The following is an 18453-nucleotide window of genomic DNA, read 5'->3' as shown; positions in this document are numbered from 1 at the left end:
GAGCCCTCAGCCGGAGCCGTTCCGCGCGGCCGTGTACGGCGCCGTACGCCCGTCCCGGGGCGGCCCCGGAACGCTAGGGCCTGGCGAGCCCCAGACGCGCCCACAGCCGCGCACGGTCGTCCGCGGCCACGGACGCCGCCCCGTCCGTCACCGTCTCGTAGACCGCGAGGATGTCCGCGCCCACCGTCGACCAGTCGAAGCGCCGTACGTGCCGGCTGCCCCGCTCCCGCAGCTCGGCCAGCCGCTTGTCGTCGCCCAGCAGCCGTACCGCGGCCGCCGCCAGGGCGTCGGCGTTCTCGTTGGCGAACAGCTCACCCGCCGCTCCCCCGTCCAGCACCTGGGCGAACGCGTCCAGATCGCTGGCGAGGACCGCGGCGCCCGCCGACATGGCCTCGACGAGGATGATGCCGAAGCTCTCGCCGCCCGTATTGGGCGCGACATAGACATCGACGCTGCGCAGCAGCCGCGCCTTGTCCTCGTCGCTGACCATCCCCAGGAACTCGACGCGCTCCCGCAGCGGCGCCGGCAGGGCGGCCACGGCCTCCTTCTCGTCACCGCGCCCGGCGATCAGCAGCCGCGCCCCCGGCCGGGCCTCGAAGATCTTCGGCAGGGCGCGCATCAGCACCGGCAGCCCCTTACGGGGCTCATCGATCCGGCCCATGAAGCCGATCGTCTCCCCCTGCCACTCCTCCTTCGGCTCGGCGTCGGCGAAGAAGTCCACGTCGACGCCGTTGGGGATGACGACCGCGTCGCCGCCGAGGTGCTCCACCAGCGTCCGGCGCGCGTACTCGCTCACCGCGATGCGTGCGCTGATCTTCTCCAGCGCCGGCTGCAGGATCGGATACGCCGCGATCATGGCCCGGGAGCGCGGGTTGGAGGTGTGGAACGTCGCGACGATCGGCCCCTGGGCCGCCCAGCAGGCCAGCAGCCCCAGCGAGGGCGAGGTGGGCTCGTGGATGTGGATGACGTCGAAGCCGCCGTCGTGCAGCCAGCGGCGCACCCGCGCGGCCGACAGCAAGCCGAAGTTCAGCCGGGCCACCGAGCCGTTGTACGGCACCGGCACGGCGCGCCCCGCGGAGACCACGTACGGCGGCAGCGGCGTCTCGTCGTCCGCCGGGGCCAGCACGGAGACCTGGTGGCCGCGCCGGATCAGATGGTCGGCCAGATCGCGGATATGGAACTGGACGCCGCCTGGGACATCCCAGGAGTACGGGCAGACGATCCCGATCCTCAAGGCTTCTCCATTCCGGGATTTCCGGGACTTCCGGGACCGCGATCCAGATCCGCGAGCCACAGGCGCTGCAGCATGTGCCAGTCCTCCGGGTGCTCGGCGATCCCCGAGGCGAAGGCGTCGGCCATCTCCTGGGTCATGACGGCGGTCCGCTCCACGCGGTTCCCGTCCCCGGGCACCTCGACCGGCGGATGCACCCGCCCGCGCATCACCGGCGAATCGTCGTACCAGAGGGTCACCGGCAGCAGCAGGGCACCGGTCTGCAGGGCGAGCGCCGCGGGCCCGGCCGGCATCTTCGCCCGCTCGCCGAAGAACGACACCTCCACGCCCGAGGCCGACAGATCGCGGTCGGCGACCAGGCACACCAGACCGCCCGAGCGCAGCCGCCGGGACAGCGTCCCGAACGCGCTCCCGCCCTGGTGCGGCAGCACCTCCATGCCCAGCCCCTCGCGGTAGGCCACGAACCGGTCGTACAGCGATTCCGGCTTCAGCCGCTCCGCGACCGTGGTGAAGGGCACCCCCAGATGTGTGGTCACCCAGGCCCCGGCGAGGTCGTAGTTGCCCATATGCGGCAGCGCCAGGACCACGCCCCGGCCCTCGGCGAGACCGTCCACCAGATAGTGCACGTCCTTGATGTCGAAGCCGCTCTGTATGCGCTCGGGGCTCCAGGCCGGAAGCCGGAAGGACTCCATCCAGTAGCGCAGATACGAGCGCATGCCCGCCCGCGACAGCTCGGCCAGCCGCCGGGGCGAGGCGTCCGGGACCACCCGCGCCAGATTGGCCTCCAGCCGCAGCACGCCCTTACCGCGCCGCTTCCACGTCTGGTCGGCGATGCGCTGCCCGAGGCGCACGGCGACCGGCTCCGGGAGCTTCTTGACCGCGCCCCAGCCGAGCCCGTACAGCGCGTCGGTCAGCCTGTCCTTCACCGCGTCTCGCCCCCCTGGGGCACCGCCCGCTCCTCGGCGTCCGCCTCGACGGCCTCCCGGCGCACGGTCACCACCCGCTGGACGAGGGTCACCGCGCTGCCGACGGCCACGATCCACAGCGCGATCGGGAGCAGGATGTCGATATGCGGCACGCCGAACTTGTGCAGACCCGAGAAGCCGCAGGCCACCAGGGAGATCACCAGCCGCTCGGCGCGCTCCACCAGCCCGTTGACGTTCACCGGCAGCCCGATGCTCTCGCCGCGCGCCTTGGTGTACGAGACCACCTGGCCGCTGGCGAGGCAGAAGATCGTCACCGCACACAGCACATTGTCGTCCCCGCTGCCCGCGTACCACAACGCCAGACCGCCGAAGATCGCGCCGTCGGCCACCCGGTCCAGCGTGGAGTCGAGGAACGCGCCCCAGCGGCTGGAGCGTCCGAGCTGCCGCGCCATATTGCCGTCGACCAGGTCGGAGAAGACGAACAGCGTGATGACGACCGTTCCCCAGAAGAACTCCCCCTGGGGGTAGAAGACCAGTGCGCCCGCGCACACGCCGGCGGTGCCGGTAAGGGTCACCGCGTCGGGGCTGATCCCGAGACGGATGAGCAGGGCGGCGAACGGTGTGAGAACACGCGTGAAGAATGCACGCGCGTACTTGTTCAGCATGGCCTTCCCGGGGGGTCGATACGGGCCGGGTGGCCAAGAGGCCACCGGCGCGCCCATCGTAGCCACGCCCCGGAGGGGCGCCGTGCACCTGTCGGACAGCTCCGTGACCCCACGCGCGCTACGGCCGCATGTGTGACGTATGGACGCACCGTTACAGCGGTGGAAAGCTCGAAGTATCGCAAGGTGTCGACCGGGAGGCGAGACACATGGGCGACAAGACGAGTACACACCCAGGGGCCGCCGGAAGGGCAGCGGCGGCCGACCGGCCCAGCTCCCTGCGGAATGTGGTTCTGGTCGGCCACAGTGGGACGGGAAAGACAACGCTGGTGGAGGCCCTCGCACTGGCGACGGGCGCGGTCAACCGGGCGGGCAGAGTCGAGAACGGCGGCTGCCTCTCCGACTACGACGAAATCGAGCACCGGCAGCAACGTTCGATTCAGCTCTCCCTGATCCCCGTCGAATGGGGCGGGATGAAGATCAATCTCCTGGACACCCCCGGCTATGCCGATTTCGTCGGGGAACTCAGGGCCGGTCTGCGGGCGGCGGACGCGGCCCTTTTCGTTGTCTCGGCCGCCCAGGACGCCCTGGGCATCACCGGGGCCACCCGCATGATCTGGGACGAGTGCGCCGCGGTCGGAATGCCGCGCGCCATCGTGATCACACACCTGGAAGCGGCCCGCGCCAGCTTCGAGGAGATGACCGAGCTGTGCCGGGAGAGCTTCGGCGGCGACGACCCCGACGCCGTACTGCCGCTGTACCTGCCGCTGCGGGGCGAGCCGGGGCCCGACGGGCACGCCCCGGTGACCGGGCTCATCGGGCTGCTCACCCAGCGGGTCTTCGACTACTCCTCGGGCGTGCGCACCGAGTCGCAGCCCCGGGACGACCAGCTCCCGCTGGTCGAGGAGGCCCGCGGCCGGCTCATCGAGGGGATCATCGCCGAGAGCGAGGACGAGACCCTCATGGACCGCTATCTCGGCGGTGCGGAGATCGACGTCAAGACGCTGATCGAGGACCTGGAGAAGGCCGTCGCACGCGGCAGCTTCCACCCCGTGCTGGCGGCGGCGCCCGCCGCCGAGGGGTCCAAACAGGGCCTGGGCACCGTCGAGCTGCTGGACCTGGTGACCGGCGGCTTCCCGTGCCCGCTGGAGCGCGAGACACCCGCCGTCACCACGCCACAGGGCGCCGCCCGCCCGCCGCTGAGCTGCGATCCGGACGGACCGCTGGCCGCCGAGGTGGTCAAGACCTCCTCCGATCCGTATGTCGGCCGGATCTCCCTGGTGCGGGTCTTCTCCGGCACGCTCCGCCCCGACGAGACCGTCCATGTCTCCGGCCACGGTATGGAGGACCGCGGCCATGAGGACCACGACGTGGACGAGCGGGTCGGCGCCCTGTCCGCGCCCTTCGGCAAACAGCAGCGCACCCTCGCCCAGGCCATCGCGGGCGATCTGGCGTGCGTGGCCAAGCTGACCCGCGCCGAGACCGGGGACACGCTCTCGGCCAAGGACCAGCCGCTCCTCATGGAGCCCTGGCAGATGCCCGATCCACTGCTGCCCGTGGCCATCCGGGCACACAGCAAACCGGACGAGGACAAGCTGTCGCTGGGCCTGTCCCGGCTGGTCGCCGAGGACCCGACGATGCGCCTGGAGCAGAACCCGGACACCCACCAGGTGGTGCTGTGGTGCCTGGGCGAGGCGCATATGGACGTCGCGCTGGAACGGCTGCGCAGCCGGTACGGAGTCCAGGTGGACGCGGTGCCGTACAAGGTCTCGCTGCGTGAGACCTTCGCGGCGAAGTCGGCCGGGCGCGGCCGCCATGTCAAACAGTCCGGAGGCCACGGCCAGTACGCGATCTGCGAGATCGAGGTGGAGCCGCTGCCGGAGGGCTCGGGCATCGAGTTCGTGGACAAGGTCGTCGGCGGCGCGGTACCCCGGCAGTTCATCCCGTCCGTCGAGAAGGGCGTGCGCGGCCAGGCGGAGCGCGGCGTCGCGGCCGGCTACCCCCTGGTCGACGTGCGGGTCACGCTGCTGGACGGCAAGGCGCATTCGGTGGACTCCTCCGACGCCGCCTTCCAGACGGCGGGCGCGCTCGCGCTGCGCGAGGCGGCCGCCGACGCCCGGATCGACCTGCTGGAACCGGTGGTCGAGCTGGGCGTGCTGGTCTCCGACGACTATGTCGGCGCCGTCATGAGCGATCTGTCCGGCCGGCGCGGCCGGGTCGTCGGCACCGAACAGTCGGGCGGTGGACAGACCCTGATCAAGGCGGATGTGCCGGAGATCGAGATTGGCCGGTACGCGGTCGATCTGCGATCGCTGTCGCACGGCACGGGTCGGTTCAGCCGTTGCTACGCCCGGCATGAGGCGATGCCCCATCAGCTGGCCGAGCAGATGCGCGAACAGGTGTCCGCCGAGGCGTAGTTCACGGCCCGCCCGTGGCGTATCTCACGGTCGGTCCAGGGCGTATTTCACGACCCGCCCGCCCCACCGCGCCGGGGCGGGCGGGCCTCCGCCGTCCGCCGTCCAGCGGCGGGCCCGCGGGCTCCTTCTCCACCAGGGTTTTCCACAGGCCGCACACGCACTGGCGACAGGCGGTGCACACCCCGGATACGCTGAGGTCGCAGCGCAAGAGCGTGCGGTATTGGGGGCGTTGGTGACGGACGGATTCGACTTCAGTCCCGGGGCGCAGGTTCCCCTCTCGGGAGCGGCGGGACAAACGGCAGCGACCCAGGCACTCGCCTCGGCCGCCTACCGCGACGACCCCGTGGCAAAGTTGCTCGACGCCAACTCGGAGTGGACGGTCTCCGAGGTCAAGGCGCCGAGAATGTCGCTCTTCGAGCCGAATCTGGGCGAGGCGTTCGCGCGCGCCGTCCAGATGAGAATGCTCGGCGGCGGCCGGGGCCAGGTGATCCAGTCCTTCGGCATAGAGCCCCAGACGGTCGTCGAGCACTGTCTGGCCGCCAACCGCATCCGCAAGACCCGTGACGCCCGGCTCACCGCCGTCATGGTGATCTTCGGGCTGCTGTTCCTGCCCGGCACACTGCTCTGGCTCGGCGTCTTCCAGCTACGCCGCTCGATCGCCGGGGCCCAGGACAAGCGGATGGGGGCACTCGGCACGGCGCTGCTGGTGGCGCTCGGCGTGATGGTCCTCATCTTCCTGATCAAGCTGCCCTTCGGCGGCTTCTGGGGGATATATCTGCGTGGCGTCGTGGTCGCCCCAGTGATCGGCTGGTACATCGCCAAGCAGGTCTGCGAGCGCACCGCCAAGGAGCTACGGGACTCCTGGGGCGGGCTGCTCTCGGGCGGCGGCATCGGCGCCAAGGTGCCCGAGACGGTGCCCAACCACCCGGGCCAGACCGCCGCCGAGGAGCTGCGCAAGGCGCTCCACAAGCTCACCGCCGAGCAGCACAGCAATGTGGTCTTCTACGCCGGCCCCAAGGGCATATTGGGCATGGGCACCCGCTGGGGAAGCTGGCAGCTGGCCGAGGACCTGGTCTCGGCCGACCCCGACAAGGAGATCGATCCCTTCCGCAGCTGGGACGTCATACGGGCGATCCATGACCAGTTGCGGATGCTGGAGCGCACCCCGCTGCACACCGGCGGCTTCCCCAAGCCCTCCGTGCGCCACTGGGTGGTCTCACCGATCGGCGAGGGAGCCAAGGCGGTCGAGCGCGGCGGCACCTCCGAGGAGGAGGGCTTCCAGATAAAGGGCGTCGAGCTGCAGCGGATCTGCGACAAGCAGCAGTTCGGCGCAGGTGACCGGCACTACCTGGGCGTGCAGTTCGTGCTCTGGGACGGCCAGTTGGTGATCAGCCTGATGATCACGGTGACCCTGCTGCACAAGACGCTGCGGATCGAGGTCACCGGGCATGCGCTCGGGCCGATCCATCCGCTGTTCCACAACAAGCCGTCGGCGCCCAGCAAGACGGTCGCCAAAACCTTCCGGTTCTGGGAGACCAAGTCCATCCCGCTGCCGCTGGTGAACGCGAAGGAGGTCGTGCGGCTGACCGCGCGCGCTCCCTTCACCTGGTATCCGCCGATACTGGACTACCTCGGGGGCAAGCTGGTCCTGCCCGAGCCGTTCGGTCTGCGGCACGCCTGGGCGGACAAGCCCTGGCGGCACCGCTTCATGGCGGACGACGCGCTGCGCACCGCCACACCGGTGCTGCGGGTGGTCCATGAGGCGGCCCTCGGGGTGCTCAAGCACCACGGCGTGGACACCGAGCGCTTCGGCAACCGCTCGCTGGCGCTCAGCGGCCAGATCCAGGAGGCGGCCCCGAAGAAGGCCGATCTGTACGACGCGTAAGCCGTCGTACGCACCGTATGAGGAAGAGGGCCCCGGCCGCGCGGCCGGGGCCCTCTTCCTCATACGGTGCGTACGGCTTGGCTATGCCTGGGCCTGCGGCCAGGCGTCGGCCAGCAACTGGCGGGTGTCGGCGAGGAGTTGCGGCAGCACCTTGGTCGTGCCGATGACGGGCATGAAGTTGGTGTCCCCGCCCCAGCGCGGCACCACATGCTGATGCAGATGCGCCGCGATCCCGGCTCCGGCCACCGCACCTTGGTTGAGCCCGATATTGAAACCGTGCGCACCCGAGGCGGTACGGAGCGCGGTCATGGCGGCCTTGGTGTAGTCCGCCAGCTCGATCGTCTCCTCGGCGGTGAGCTCGGTGTAGTCGGCGATGTGCCGGAACGGCACGACCATGAGATGGCCGCCGGTGTACGGGTACAAATTGAGCACGGCGTACACGGAGGCGCCTCGAGCGATGATCAAGCCATCCTCGTCCGACTTTTCCGGAATGGAGCAGAACGGACAGCCATCGCCCGCGCCCGGGCCGGTCGGCTTGTTCTCCCCCTGGATGTAGGCCATCCGATGGGGCGTCCACAGGCGCTGGAACGCGTCAGGCGTCCCCACTCCGATCTGCTGTTCCGGCTCACTCGTCATGCGGGCCAGCATATTCGCCCGGCCGCGGTGAGGAAGAGCCGAGGGGCGGCCCTGGTCAGGGCCGCCCCTCGGAATCCCGGCCTCCGTGGGAGACCGCAGTGGATCAGACCTGGATCCGGCGCTCCACGGCGTCGGCGATCTCGGCCAGCGCCTCGTCGATCGGAATGCCGTTCTTCTGCGAACCGTCGCGGTAGCGGAAGCTCACGGCGTCGTTGGCCACGTCCTCGTCACCGACGATCACCATGAACGGGATCTTGCTGCGCTGGGCGTTGCGGATCTTCTTCTGCATCCGGTCCGAGGACGAGTCCACCTCCATCCGCAGGCCCTTCGCCTTGGCCTGCGCGGCGAACTGCTCCAGGTACGGCACATGGCCGTCGCCGATCGGGATACCGACCGCCTGCACCGGGGCCAGCCACGCCGGGAAGGCGCCCGCGTAGTGCTCCAGCAGCACCGCGAAGAAGCGCTCGATCGAGCCGAAGAGCGCCCGGTGGATCATGACGGGCTGCTGACGCGAGCCATCGGCCGCGGTGTACTCCAACTCGAACCGCTCCGGCTGGTTGAAGTCGACCTGGATGGTCGACATCTGCCAGGTACGGCCGATCGCGTCCCGCGCCTGCACCGAGATCTTCGGACCGTAGAAGGCCGCGCCACCCGGGTCCATGACCAGCTCCAGGCCCTGCTTCTCAGCCGCCTTGCGCAGCTCCTCGGTAGCCTCTTCCCACTGCTCCGGCCCACCGATGAACTTGTCGGAGTCGTCCCGGGTGGACAGCTCCAGATAGAAGTCGTTCAGGCCGTAGTCGCGGAGCAGGTCCAGCACGAAGGTGAGCAGATTGTCGAGCTCATCGGCCATCTGCTCCTTGGTGCAGTAGATGTGCGAGTCGTCCTGGGTGAAGCCCCGGGCCCGGGTCAGGCCATGGACGACACCGGACTTCTCGTACCGGTAGACCGTGCCGAACTCGAACAGCCGCAGCGGCAACTCACGATACGACCGCCCGCGCGCCCTGAAGATCAGGTTGTGCATCGGGCAGTTCATGGCCTTGAGGTAGTAGTCCTGGCCCTCGAACTCCATGGGCGGGAACATGCCGTCCATGTAGTGCGGCAGATGGCCGGAGGTCTCGAAGAGCTTGGCCTTGGTGATGTGCGGGGTGTTGACGAACTCGTACCCCGACTCCTCGTGCCGCTTCCGCGAGTACTCCTCCATCTCCTTGCGGATCACGCCGCCCTTGGGGTGGAACACCGCAAGCCCCGAGCCCAGCTCGTCGGGGAAGGAGAACAGGTCCAGCTCCGCGCCCAGCTTGCGGTGATCGCGCTTCTCCGCCTCGGCGAGGAAGTCCAGGTACGCCTTCAGCTCGTCCTTGGTCGGCCAGGCGGTGCCGTAGATCCGCTGGAGCTGGGGGTTCTTCTCGCTGCCCCGCCAGTACGCGGCGGCGCTGCGCATCAGCTTGAAGGCCGGGATGTTCCGGGTGGTCGGCAGGTGCGGACCGCGGCACAGGTCCTTCCAGCACAGCTCGCCGGACTTGGCGTCAAGGTTGTCGTAGATGGTCAGCTCGCCCGCGCCGACCTCGGCCGACGCACCCTCGGCGGCGTCCGCGGCCGACCCCTTGAGCCCGATCAGCTCCAGCTTGTACGGCTCGGCGGACAGCTCCTCGCGCGCCTCGTCATCGGTGACCGCGCGGCGGGAGAACCGCTGCCCCCTCTTCTGGATCTCCTGCATCTTCTTCTCGATGCGCTTGAGATCGTCCGGGTGGAACGGGGTCTCGACGTCGAAGTCGTAGTAGAAGCCGTCCTTGATCGGCGGGCCGATGCCCAGCTTCGCCTCGGGGAACAGCTCCTGCACCGCCTGCGCCATGACATGCGCGGTGGAGTGGCGCAGGATGTCCAGGCCGTCCTTGCTGGTGATCTCCACGGGCTCGATCTCATCGCCCTCGGCCGGCTGGTACGCCAGGTCCTTGAGCTGCCCGCCCACGCGCACGGCGACGATCGAGCGGTCGCCGGTGAAGAGGTCCGCCGTCGTAGTGCCCGTGGCCACCACGCGTTCTTCCCGCTCGGAATCGCGTTGGATGATCACACGGACGTCTGACACCGGTCTCTCCTGACTGATGGATGGCTCACCGCGGCGAATGCGGCGCAGCGTGAATCGTACCGAGCCGACGGGTGGGACCGCGAAACGGTTGTGCACGCCGTCACCGCGCGGGACGACCACCGTCACGGGCTGGGACGACCACCGTCACGGGCCGGGACGGCCGCCGTCACCGCCCAAGACGGCCGCCGTCACCGCCCAAGACGGCCACCGTCACCGCCCAAGACGGCCGCCGTCACCCCGCACGGCGGCCGTCGCCGGACGTGGTCACGGGCCGGGGCGGCCGGTCAGGGGCCGCCGCCGCACGCCTCCTCGAAGAAGTCCAGGTTCTCCTGGAGCGATTTGACCAGCCGGTCCCGCTCGGCCTCGTCCACCTGGACCGGGGTGACGCCGGTGGCCCCGCTGAGCCGCCGGAAACCGCCGCGGCTCTCCAGCCGCCCCCGCACCCGGATCGGCAGCCCCACCAGATGGGCGTGGCCGGCGATCCGGTAGTCCTCCTCGTCCAGGGTGATCCGCACCTGTGCGACCTCCGCCCCGGAGAGCACCCGCAGCCGCACCGTCCCGGGACCGCCGGGGCCGGTTCGGCGCAGCCGCACCACCGCACCGGTGAGGCATACGGGCACCGACGGCTCGTCCCGGACATAGCGGGCGCCCGCCTCCCGCAGCCCCGGCAGATCGCCGGGCGAGAACTCCACCGGATCGGGCCGGGCGGCGAACCCCGGCGGCGGACCGGCGGCCGGTGACCACTCCAGCGCCACCCGCGCCCCCTCCGTGCCCTGGACCAGCGCGACCACCGCCTCGGTCAGCTCCCGGCAGGCCCCCGCGGCGACCGCCACGTCGTACACCTCCATGCCGCCGGTCGTCCGGTGGTAGTCGGCGGCGTCGCGGAGGGCGTACAGCGCGCGCAGCAGGGTGACGGCGGTGGCGCGGCCGTCCTCCGCCACGGGCACGAAGACGGTCAGCTCACGGCCACCGGACTCCGCGCCCGGGGGCCCGGTCAGCACCCGCTCCAGGGACGCCTCGGCGGCGCGGCGGTGCCGGGCGCCGTAGTAGCCCGCCCGGCCCCGGGCGGCGAGCGCCGCGGCCAGCAGGGTGTCGCGGGCGGCGGCGCGCAGCCGCTCCTGCGCGGTCCAGGCGGAGGTGCCGCCGGGCGATTCGGGCACCTCGCGCCGCCAGCGGATCTCATCGCTGGGCACGGCGAGGCCGGTGAGCACCTCGCGGGCGGAGGGGGCGGCGCTGCGGCTGAGCGCCATCAACGCCTCGCCGAGCAGATCGCCGCTGTCGGGGAAGTCCCGGCTCTCGGGCACCAGCAGGCTGGTGGCGCCCGCGAGCCGGCCCGGCGGCGTCCAGCGGGCGTAGCGCCCCGGGGCGCCGCCGCGGCGGCGCCAGCCGTGCCGGGCGAGCAGGGCGCCGAGGACGGCCGGATCGGTCTCGTCGGGGTGCGGGACCGACGGGGGTGCCGGGTCGTCCTGGGGCCACGGTCGGTCCATCACGGTCTCCCTCCCGCCCCGACCCGGGTCATGATCTCGCAGAGCGCGCGGTCGTCGAAGACCCGCGAGGCCGGGATCCGCACGGTGGTCCGGCGGCGGCCCGTGATCGGGTGGCCGGCCAGATTGATCCAGTAGCAGCAGTGGCGCAGGGACAGTCGGTCATGCCCGGCTCGCAGCCAGTCCTCCTGGCCGCGCGGCACGATCATCACCACGAGGATCTTGTGCACGGAGACCGGGCTCCGGGCCAGCTTGATCAGGTGGTCGTTGTCGAGGGTGAAGGCGAAGGTCGGGCCCGGAGGGTCCGGTGCGATCTGGTACGTGGCCTTGAGCTGCACCTTGATGGTGACCTCGTCGTCCACGGCGTGGCCGGGGGCGCTGTGGCTGACATGCCAGTCGATGCCGTGGTCGGGAAAGGGCTGGGCAAGTGAGCAGCCCGCGGCGGCGGCGACCGCGTGCAGATACCCCACCTGAAGGGTCTCCATGCACGCGGTGGTCGCGATCTGGCCACGCACGGGGGGTGATCCGCTCAGAGCAAGGCCGCTCACCGTCGGAGCCGGGTCGGGTTTCGCGAGCGTCATGTCCGTGACGCCTTCCGGTCGTCGCCGGCATACGTACACCTGTGTTGTCTCCGCGTCAGGACCTCGGCAAACAGCGGCGGTTCGAGGTGCTCGCTCCGGGTATCACCTGGTCGGGGCGGGATGCAGGAGTCATCGACGGGAAAAGCACGAGGAGTTGGGGCCATGCCGTCCTGGTTCGAGGGGCCGCTTGCCGCCTTTGACACGGAGACCACGGGTGTCGATGTCGAGCATGACCGGATCGTGTCGGCGGCGCTGGTGGTACAGCGCGGGACCGGAAGTCTGCCGGAGATCCGGCGTTGGCTGGTGAGTCCGGGGGTGCCGGTGCCGCCGGCCGCCACCGAGATACACGGCCTGACCGATGCCCATCTGCAGCGTCACGGCAGATGGCCGGCGCCGGTGATGGACGAGATGGCGCGGGCGATAGCCGAGCAGACCGCGCGGGGCACCCCGCTGGTGGTGATGAACGCGCCGTTCGATCTGACGCTGCTGGACCGGGAGTTGAAGCGGCATCGCAACTCCAGCCTGGCGGGCTATCTTTCGCTGCGCTCGATGAGCGTGCTGGATCCGCGCGTGCTGGACAAGCATCTGGACCGCTATCGCAAGGGCCGCCGCACCCTGCTCGATCTGTGCGCGCACTACGGAGTGGAGCTGACCGGCGCGCATGACGCGGCGGCGGACGCGGCGGCCTCCCTGGACGTGGTGCGGGCGGTGGGCCGCCGGTTCGCCTCCCGTCTGGAGACGCTCACACCCGCCGAGCTGCACGCCCGCCAGACGATCTGGTACGCGGCGCAGGCCCGGGGGCTGCAGGCGTGGTTCGCGCTCAACGGCTCGGACGAGATCTGCGATCCGGCCTGGCCGCTGCGTCCCGACCTCGCGGCCGCGGCCTGACGCTCGGGGGCGGCGGAGCGAGCGGGGGCTCAGTCGCGGCGGAGCGAGAAGGGGTGGCCCGCCGGGTCGGAGTAGATCCGGGTGTCGCGCGGGCCACCGTTGTTCTTGGTGTCCAGCGGGCGGGCGCCCAGGTCGATGACCTGGCGCTCCGCGGCGTCGATGTCCTCCACCAGCAGGTCCAGGTGTGCCTGCTGGGAGTCCTCCGGCCGCGGCCAGCTCGGCGGGGCGAAGCCGTGGTCCCGCAGGAACGCCATCCGCGACCCGCCGGGTGCCACGATCTCGATCCGGTCGGGGGTGGTCATCGGCTGGATCTCGGCGCCGAGCACCCGGGCGTAGAACTCGGCGAGCTCTTCGGGTTCGGCACAGTCCAGGGACAGGACGGCTACGCTGGCTACGGCCATGAGTTCCCCTCCATATCGTCACCCACGGAAGTTTTATCCGGATACCCAGCTCTTGGCCGTACAAGCACGCGGATCGGCCTTACCAGCGGACAGACATGAGGCCGGGCCGCCTGCTGGCGGCCCGGCCTCATGGGGTGGTGGGCGATACTGGGTTCGAACCAGTGACCTCTTCGGTGTGAACGAAGCGCTCTCCCACTGAGCTAATCGCCCGGGTTGTCCCCATCGGGGTCTCCCCCGGCGGAACGACCTGAACAATACAGGTCGCGGCGGGTTTGGTTCAAACCGTATGTCCGCCGGAGGGCGGGGAGGCCGGACCGGCGGGCCGCGCGGCGAGATGCGCCCGCAGCCCCCGCCGTCCGGAGCGCATCATCAGGGCGTGGTTGGCCCGGAAGACCGGACGGCCGGGGACCGCGAGGCGGCGCAGCAGGGGCTTGCGGGCCACCACCTCCTGTTCGAAGTGGGCGCGGGTGCCGGTCCCATGGGGCAGCACCGTCCAGCGCGCCCATCCCTCCAGATCGCCCGAGAAGCCGATCTCCAGCACGCCGTCCGCCGGGTCCTGGCGTGCCTCGCTGACGGTCACCCGCAGGTCGTACGGGACCAGGGAGCGGAAGCGGGCGGCGCCGCTGTGCTCGTCGATCCGCCGGACCTCACGGACCTGGGGCCACCACCGCGGATAGTCGTCGCCGTTCGCCAGCGCCGCGAAGACGGCGGCGGGGGCGGCGTCGAGATCCCATCGGCTGTGGAAGCGGTAATGGCACCAGTCCATGCCTCAAGTGTCGTCGGAGCCGTGGCCGCGTGGCTAGCCCGGCAGCTTGTCGCCGACGAGCGCGAGGTTCTGGATCGCGGCGAGGCCGTACTGGGCGGTGGCGTTGGTGCTCACCCAGGCCGCCTCGACGCCGGGCTCCAGCACCTGCGGGCCTTCGAGTTCGACCGTCTTCCAGCTGGTGGTGGCGTCGGGGTAGCCGTCGCCCTCGTGGTATTCGGTGAACTTCTGCCAGGCGCGGGCGGCCAGCTTGTCGTCCTCGAGCTGGACGGCGGCGTAGGCGTCGAGCCGTGAGTGGCCCTGGACCAGGATCAGGGAGCCGAAGTCGGTGCCGTAGCGGGCCTTCTGCTCGGCCTTGGTGGCGTTGAAATAGCGGCAGTAGTCCAGCCATGCCTCCTTGAACTTCGGCAGGTCGATGAGTTCGATCACCTCGGCGCAGACCTCGACCAGGCCGAAGACCGCGGACAGATGGGAGACGCTGACCTTGGGCTCGTCCTCGATGGCGTATGTGCCGGTGTCGAGGTCGTACAGCCCGCTGCCCTGGACGAAGCCGTTGGGCTGAGCCGCGATGGTCTCCATGGTGGAGCGCAGCCGCGCCTCGGCCTTCTTCGCCTTCGGGCCGCGCCGCTCCCATTCGGTGAGCCAGGCGCCGGCGAGGCCGCTCCAGTCGGTGCCGAAGCCGATGGACAGGGCGTGCGGATCGGGCTCGTAGTCGGGGTCCTCGCGGACCTTGCGCAGTGGATCGAGGACGAGGAACGTCTCGTCGGAGTCGACGAGGGCGTGCATGATGTCGCCGATCCGCTCGTCCGCGGTGAGGAAGTAGTAGTAGCGGCGGTACAGGGCGGTGGAGATGCGCTGCTGTTTGGCGCTGTCGGAGAAGTGCTGGACGCCGTGCCGGGTGCCGAGCCCGGCCCAGGTGCCGAGGTGGTAGGCGTCGACCTCGCCGGTGTGCCGGGTCATGGATTCGGCGAAGCGGAAGATGTCGGAGCGGCCGGAGCGCAGATACGCCAGCCACAGCCACACGTCGGGCGAGAGCTCGGAGTTGTCCCAGGCGTAGCCTCCGACGTCGTACCGCCACTGGTGCCGGTCCCCGTCGTAGGTGTGCATGATGTCGCCGAAGTCCCAGAAGCCGTACCAACGGCGCTGTTCGACCTGGCCCTTGTGGTAGTCGAAGAGGAAGTCCAGCCGGTCCTCGATCCTGGCCCTGGCGGGGGTGGAGCGGTCGACGGGGGCGAAGAGGCCGCCGAAGACCTTGGCGCGGGCGATGTCGGCGGGGCCCGCGGCCAGTTGGGGCGGGGTGCGTACGGCGGCGGCCTGCCGGACGAGGGTGTCGGCGTCGGGGGTGGCCGCGTTGGCCCAGAAGGTGAGTTCGCTGGTGCGGGCGATGCCGTACGGGGTGCCGAAGCCCGGCTCGTAGTCCTCGTAGGTGATCTCGAGGCCCTCGAGCTGTTCGGGGAAGGTGTCCTGGCCCATGCCGTCGTGGTAGAAGCGCAGGTCCATGGGCTGGGCCTCGGGCGACCAGAGCCACAGGGTGACCTCGGCCGCGTCCCCGGCGGCGCCGCGGATGTCGAGCTGGGCGGGGAACTTCTCCCAGAAGTCGCGCAGTCCGAAGGAGAGTCCGCCGCTGACCCCGCCGACATAGCCGAAGCCGCTCGCCCGGCCGCCGCCGCCCGCCGCGATCCAGCCGTGGCCGGGCTTGGTGCGCTTGCGCAGGGTGAAGCCGTCGGCGGAGAGCTGGGAGAGGGTGTAGTCGCCCCAGGTGGGGATGGAGTGCAGCCGGGAGGTGACGCGCTGGTCCCAGGTGGCCGGGTCGGGCAGCTTCTCGCCCTTGACCTGGGCGGCGCGGACGCCTCCGCCGGGGTCGCGGCGCAGCCCGGTGACGCCCTTGACGGCCTCGGTGAGGAATCCCTTGCCCTCGCCCGCGATGCGGATGTGGCGGTCGTACGCCTGGTCGCGCATCGGCACGGAGAAGCGGACGCCGAGACCGCGGATGAAGTCCTTCTTCTGGTCGCCGTCGTAGATGATCGTGTGCACCATGCGGAACGAGTCGGCGCCCGCGTAGAAGTAGAGCCGGACGCTGAAGGGGAGCCAGGCCCGGCGGCCCTTGCGGTGCTTGCCGTCGATGCGGACGACGGCGCGTACGGGGCCTCGCTGCTCGACCTTCGCCCCGCTGATCTCGCCGTCGAACCGCTCCCACGCGGCGCTGCCGTGATCGCCGTCGTCGAGGTCGCCCTGGCGGAGCAGGACCAGCCGGCCGTCGCGGGCGATCTCGGTGGAGCCGCGGGTGACGGAGCGTACGAACTTCTCGCCGTCCTTGCCGATCACGGCCCTGATCACCCCGGTGTCGACGGTGATCCGGCCGCCGCTCTCGATGACGGTGACCTTCTTGGCGGGCGCGGCGGGCGTGCCGGTGGTGAGCTTGTAGCCGCTGCCGGTGAGCCCCTCCCCCGCCGCGTGCGCGGTCCACTTGAGCGAGCCGTCGGGCCAGTGGGCGGTGGCCCAGGTCTGCAGGGGCACCTCCTTGCCGTCGGCGGTGGTCAGCGCGAAGGTCCGGTCGCCGGGGTGGGCGCCCTTGGGCCAGGGGACGCCGAAGGTGGAGCCCGCGGCCGCGCCCAGGCCGCCGTCCTCCAGCCAGGTGATGTCCACGGGCTCGTCGGCGGACCTCTCGGCGGGGCTGTCGGCGGCGGCCTGCGGGGCGTTCTTGGCGAGCAGCCAGGAGAACGGTATGGCGGCGCCGGTGGCGGCAGCGGCCTTGAGGAGGTTGCGTCGGGCGATCGGGGGCATGTCCGCTTCACCTTTCGTACGGGGGCAGGTGCATGACATGAGTGACGAGGGGGCGGCGCCCGGGGGCAGGTGGCAGGTGGCGCCGGGAGCGGGCAGCGCCGGGTCAGGCGCGGGCGCGGCGCTCCACCGCGACCGCACAGCCCGCGAGGGCGCCCGCCGCCGGGGCGATCAGCGGCAGCATCTGCCAGGCGGCGACGGCGAGCACCGCGAGCCCGCCGATGAGCAGCAGCGATCCGCCGGGGTCGGCGGCCAGGCCCTGGCGTAAGGCGGTACGGGCCGCGGCCGGCCATGCGGTGCCGGGCCGCCGTACGGTCGCCGTCCGCAGCCCGAGGACGAGCACCACGAGCAGGCCCGCCACGCTGACGGCGATCAGCGCGGGCCCGCCGGGCAGGGCTCCGGTGCGGGCCACCCGCAGATCGAAGCCGAGCAGCGCGAGCGCCGCCCACCACAGCAGGGAGAACCGCCAGCCGCTGCGGGTGGCCTCCCGCAGCCCGGCCAGGAAGTCCCGCCAGGTGGACCGCTCACCGTCCAGATGGCGGCGAAGGTGCGCACAGCCGGCGGCGAAGGCGGGCAGCAGGGTGATCACGGGCAGGGCGGCGAGCACCATCCAGACGCCGGTCAGCAGGCATTCGGCGAACAGCGCGAAGCGCAGTGTGCCGCGGGCGGGCCGCCGCGCGGTGCGTCGTACGGCGGCTGCTTCCCCGGCTTTCCCCATGGCATTCCCCGTGGCTTGCCCCATGGCGGCCTCAGCCCTTCAGTCCGGAGGTCGCCGCGCCCTCGACCAGATAGCGCTGGAAGGCCAGGAAGAACAGCAGCACCGGCAGCAGGGCGACGAGTGACATGGCGACCATGCCTCCGTAGTCGGCGACGGAGTCCTGGTCGATGAAGAGCTTCAGGCCCAGCGAGACCGTGTACTTGTCCGGTTCGTTGAGATAGAGCAGGGGCCCGATGAAGTCGTTCCAGGACCAGATGAAGGTGAAGATCGCGCTGGTGATCAGGGCCGGGCGGCACAGCGGCAGCACGATGTTCCAGTAGATGCGCAGATGTCCACAGCCATCCAGCCGGGCCGCCTCGTCCAGCTCCCGGGGCAGCCCGCGCATGAACTGCACCATCAGGAAGACGAAGAAGGCGTCCGCCGCCAGGTACTTGCCGAGCAGCAGCGGCACATACGTGTTGATCAGGTCCAGCTTCTGGAACAGGATGTACTGCGGAATGATCAGCACCTGGAACGGCAGCAGCAGGGTGGAGATCATGAGCGTGAAGAGCGCGTCGCGCCCCGCGAAGCGGATCCTGGCGAAAGCGTAGGCCGCCAGCGAGCAGGAGAACAGCACGCCGATCACCGAACCGCCCGCCAGCAGGAGCGAGTTGGTGAAGAAGGTCGAGATCGGCACGTCCGCGATGCCATCACTGAGCCGACGGTAGTTGTCGGTGATCGGATCCGTGGGCAGCACCTGAAGGCTGCCGATGATCTGGTCACCGGGCTTGAACGAGCCGCCGATCACCCACACCACGGGGTAGAGGATCACCACCAGCACGGCGAGCGCCCCCACATGCCAGATCACGGAGCGCGCCCGGCGCCCAACCGTAAGAGAAGCACTCACGGCGCCTCCCGCTCAGTCCCGGCGCGCTCCCATGCGCGGGCTTCCTTCGTCACTGCTCGCTCCTTCGTCGCTGCGCGGCTCCTCAGTCCAGCCCGCGCAGCGCGCCGGGAC

Annotated in this window: 15 protein-coding genes and 1 tRNA gene; 3 read left to right on the top strand and 13 right to left on the bottom strand. The window is 70.7% G+C overall.

The features are described 5' to 3' along the window. Positions 1-73: 73 nt before the first annotated feature. From CGL27_RS38830 to pgsA, 3 genes are read right to left on the bottom strand one after another with little or no spacing between them, the layout of a single operon-like run. Complete coding sequence (locus CGL27_RS38830) at positions 74-1234, bottom strand: glycosyltransferase family 4 protein (protein WP_119992290.1); 1161 nt, start codon at positions 1232-1234, stop codon at positions 74-76. Beyond that, a complete protein-coding gene (locus CGL27_RS38825; protein ID WP_119992289.1) occupies positions 1231-2157 on the bottom strand; it encodes a phosphatidylinositol mannoside acyltransferase in 927 nt (308 codons plus the stop codon). The genes CGL27_RS38830 and CGL27_RS38825 overlap by 4 nt, the downstream gene beginning before the upstream one ends. Next, on the bottom strand, positions 2154-2822 hold the full coding sequence (gene pgsA, locus CGL27_RS38820; RefSeq protein ID WP_078639886.1) for a phosphatidylinositol phosphate synthase: 669 nt from the start codon (positions 2820-2822) through the stop codon (positions 2154-2156). Before pgsA ends, CGL27_RS38825 begins: the two co-directional genes overlap by 4 nt. Before the next feature lie 206 nt (positions 2823-3028). On the opposite strand from pgsA, the gene CGL27_RS38815 reads away from it, so the two are divergent. Both CGL27_RS38815 and CGL27_RS38810 read left to right on the top strand, forming a co-directional pair. After that, positions 3029-5236 (top strand): elongation factor G-like protein EF-G2, encoded by a 2208-nt coding sequence (locus CGL27_RS38815; protein ID WP_119992288.1) that lies wholly within the window; start codon positions 3029-3031, stop codon positions 5234-5236. Between the two features lie 232 nt (positions 5237-5468). After that, positions 5469-7121 (top strand): hypothetical protein, encoded by a 1653-nt coding sequence (locus CGL27_RS38810; protein WP_119992287.1) that lies wholly within the window; start codon positions 5469-5471, stop codon positions 7119-7121. An 81-nt stretch (positions 7122-7202) separates the two neighbouring features. Here the strand turns inward: CGL27_RS38810 and CGL27_RS38805 are convergent, their stop codons facing one another. From CGL27_RS38805 to CGL27_RS38790, 4 genes are all read right to left on the bottom strand, one after another. Further along, positions 7203-7769 carry an HIT domain-containing protein gene (locus CGL27_RS38805; RefSeq protein ID WP_119992286.1) on the bottom strand — a complete coding sequence of 189 codons (567 nt, stop codon included), beginning with the start codon at positions 7767-7769 and terminating at the stop codon, positions 7203-7205. Positions 7770-7860: 91 nt separating this feature from the next. Further along, positions 7861-9840 (bottom strand): threonine--tRNA ligase, encoded by a 1980-nt coding sequence (gene thrS, locus CGL27_RS38800; RefSeq protein WP_078639889.1) that lies wholly within the window; start codon positions 9838-9840, stop codon positions 7861-7863. A 284-nt stretch (positions 9841-10124) separates the two neighbouring features. Then, positions 10125-11327 (bottom strand): hypothetical protein, encoded by a 1203-nt coding sequence (locus tag CGL27_RS38795; RefSeq protein WP_119992285.1) that lies wholly within the window; start codon positions 11325-11327, stop codon positions 10125-10127. After that, positions 11327-11905: a DUF4365 domain-containing protein gene (locus CGL27_RS38790; protein WP_078639891.1), complete on the bottom strand. Its 579-nt coding sequence runs from the start codon at positions 11903-11905 to the stop codon at positions 11327-11329. Before CGL27_RS38790 ends, CGL27_RS38795 begins: the two co-directional genes overlap by 1 nt. Positions 11906-12067: 162 nt before the next feature. Here CGL27_RS38790 and CGL27_RS38785 point away from each other — a divergent pair, with 162 nt between their 5' ends. Then, positions 12068-12793: a 3'-5' exonuclease gene (locus CGL27_RS38785; RefSeq protein ID WP_078639892.1), complete on the top strand. Its 726-nt coding sequence runs from the start codon at positions 12068-12070 to the stop codon at positions 12791-12793. A gap of 29 nt (positions 12794-12822) precedes the next feature. Here CGL27_RS38785 and CGL27_RS38780 read toward each other — a convergent pair whose 3' ends face one another. The 6 genes from CGL27_RS38780 to CGL27_RS38755 all read right to left on the bottom strand — a co-directional run bounded on the left by CGL27_RS38780 (position 12823) and on the right by CGL27_RS38755 (position 18342). After that, positions 12823-13194, bottom strand: coding sequence for a VOC family protein (locus CGL27_RS38780; protein ID WP_119992284.1), 372 nt, complete (start codon positions 13192-13194; stop codon positions 12823-12825). Between the two features lie 135 nt (positions 13195-13329). Further along, positions 13330-13404: transfer RNA gene (locus CGL27_RS38775), tRNA-Val, on the bottom strand. Between the two features lie 67 nt (positions 13405-13471). Then, entirely contained in the window at positions 13472-13960 is a 489-nt protein-coding gene (locus CGL27_RS38770; RefSeq protein WP_078639894.1) for an SRPBCC family protein, read from the bottom strand. A 33-nt stretch (positions 13961-13993) separates the two neighbouring features. Continuing rightward, on the bottom strand, positions 13994-16741 hold the full coding sequence (locus CGL27_RS38765) for a Tat pathway signal sequence domain protein (protein ID WP_119992283.1): 2748 nt from the start codon (positions 16739-16741) through the stop codon (positions 13994-13996). A 103-nt stretch (positions 16742-16844) separates the two neighbouring features. After that, positions 16845-17456 carry a DUF624 domain-containing protein gene (locus CGL27_RS38760; RefSeq protein WP_237298661.1) on the bottom strand — a complete coding sequence of 204 codons (612 nt, stop codon included), beginning with the start codon at positions 17454-17456 and terminating at the stop codon, positions 16845-16847. A gap of 31 nt (positions 17457-17487) precedes the next feature. Then, positions 17488-18342, bottom strand: coding sequence for a carbohydrate ABC transporter permease (locus CGL27_RS38755; protein ID WP_119992282.1), 855 nt, complete (start codon positions 18340-18342; stop codon positions 17488-17490). Positions 18343-18453: the final 111 nt, after the last annotated feature.

It is taken from the genome of Streptomyces sp. 11-1-2, assembly GCF_003595545.1.
GTDB classification, from domain to species: Bacteria; Actinomycetota; Actinomycetes; order Streptomycetales; family Streptomycetaceae; genus Streptomyces; species Streptomyces hygroscopicus_B.
The sequence above is the reverse complement of the archived record's forward strand: the minus strand, read 5'-3'. Positions and strand labels throughout refer to the sequence as shown.

Coding starts and splice junctions, on each gene's coding strand:
- CGL27_RS38780 (WP_119992284.1), bottom strand. CDS start 13,194: ATGGCCGTAGCCAGCGTAGCCGTCCTGTCCCTGGACTGTGCCGAACCC.
- CGL27_RS38790 (WP_078639891.1), bottom strand. CDS start 11,905: ATGACGCTCGCGAAACCCGACCCGGCTCCGACGGTGAGCGGCCTTGCT.
- CGL27_RS38765 (WP_119992283.1), bottom strand. CDS start 16,741: ATGCCCCCGATCGCCCGACGCAACCTCCTCAAGGCCGCTGCCGCCACC.
- CGL27_RS38805 (WP_119992286.1), bottom strand. CDS start 7,769: ATGCTGGCCCGCATGACGAGTGAGCCGGAACAGCAGATCGGAGTGGGG.
- CGL27_RS38785 (WP_078639892.1), top strand. CDS start 12,068: ATGCCGTCCTGGTTCGAGGGGCCGCTTGCCGCCTTTGACACGGAGACC.
- pgsA (WP_078639886.1), bottom strand. CDS start 2,822: ATGCTGAACAAGTACGCGCGTGCATTCTTCACGCGTGTTCTCACACCG.
- CGL27_RS38815 (WP_119992288.1), top strand. CDS start 3,029: ATGGGCGACAAGACGAGTACACACCCAGGGGCCGCCGGAAGGGCAGCG.
- CGL27_RS38760 (WP_237298661.1), bottom strand. CDS start 17,456: ATGGGGAAAGCCGGGGAAGCAGCCGCCGTACGACGCACCGCGCGGCGG.
- CGL27_RS38770 (WP_078639894.1), bottom strand. CDS start 13,960: ATGGACTGGTGCCATTACCGCTTCCACAGCCGATGGGATCTCGACGCC.
- CGL27_RS38795 (WP_119992285.1), bottom strand. CDS start 11,327: ATGGACCGACCGTGGCCCCAGGACGACCCGGCACCCCCGTCGGTCCCG.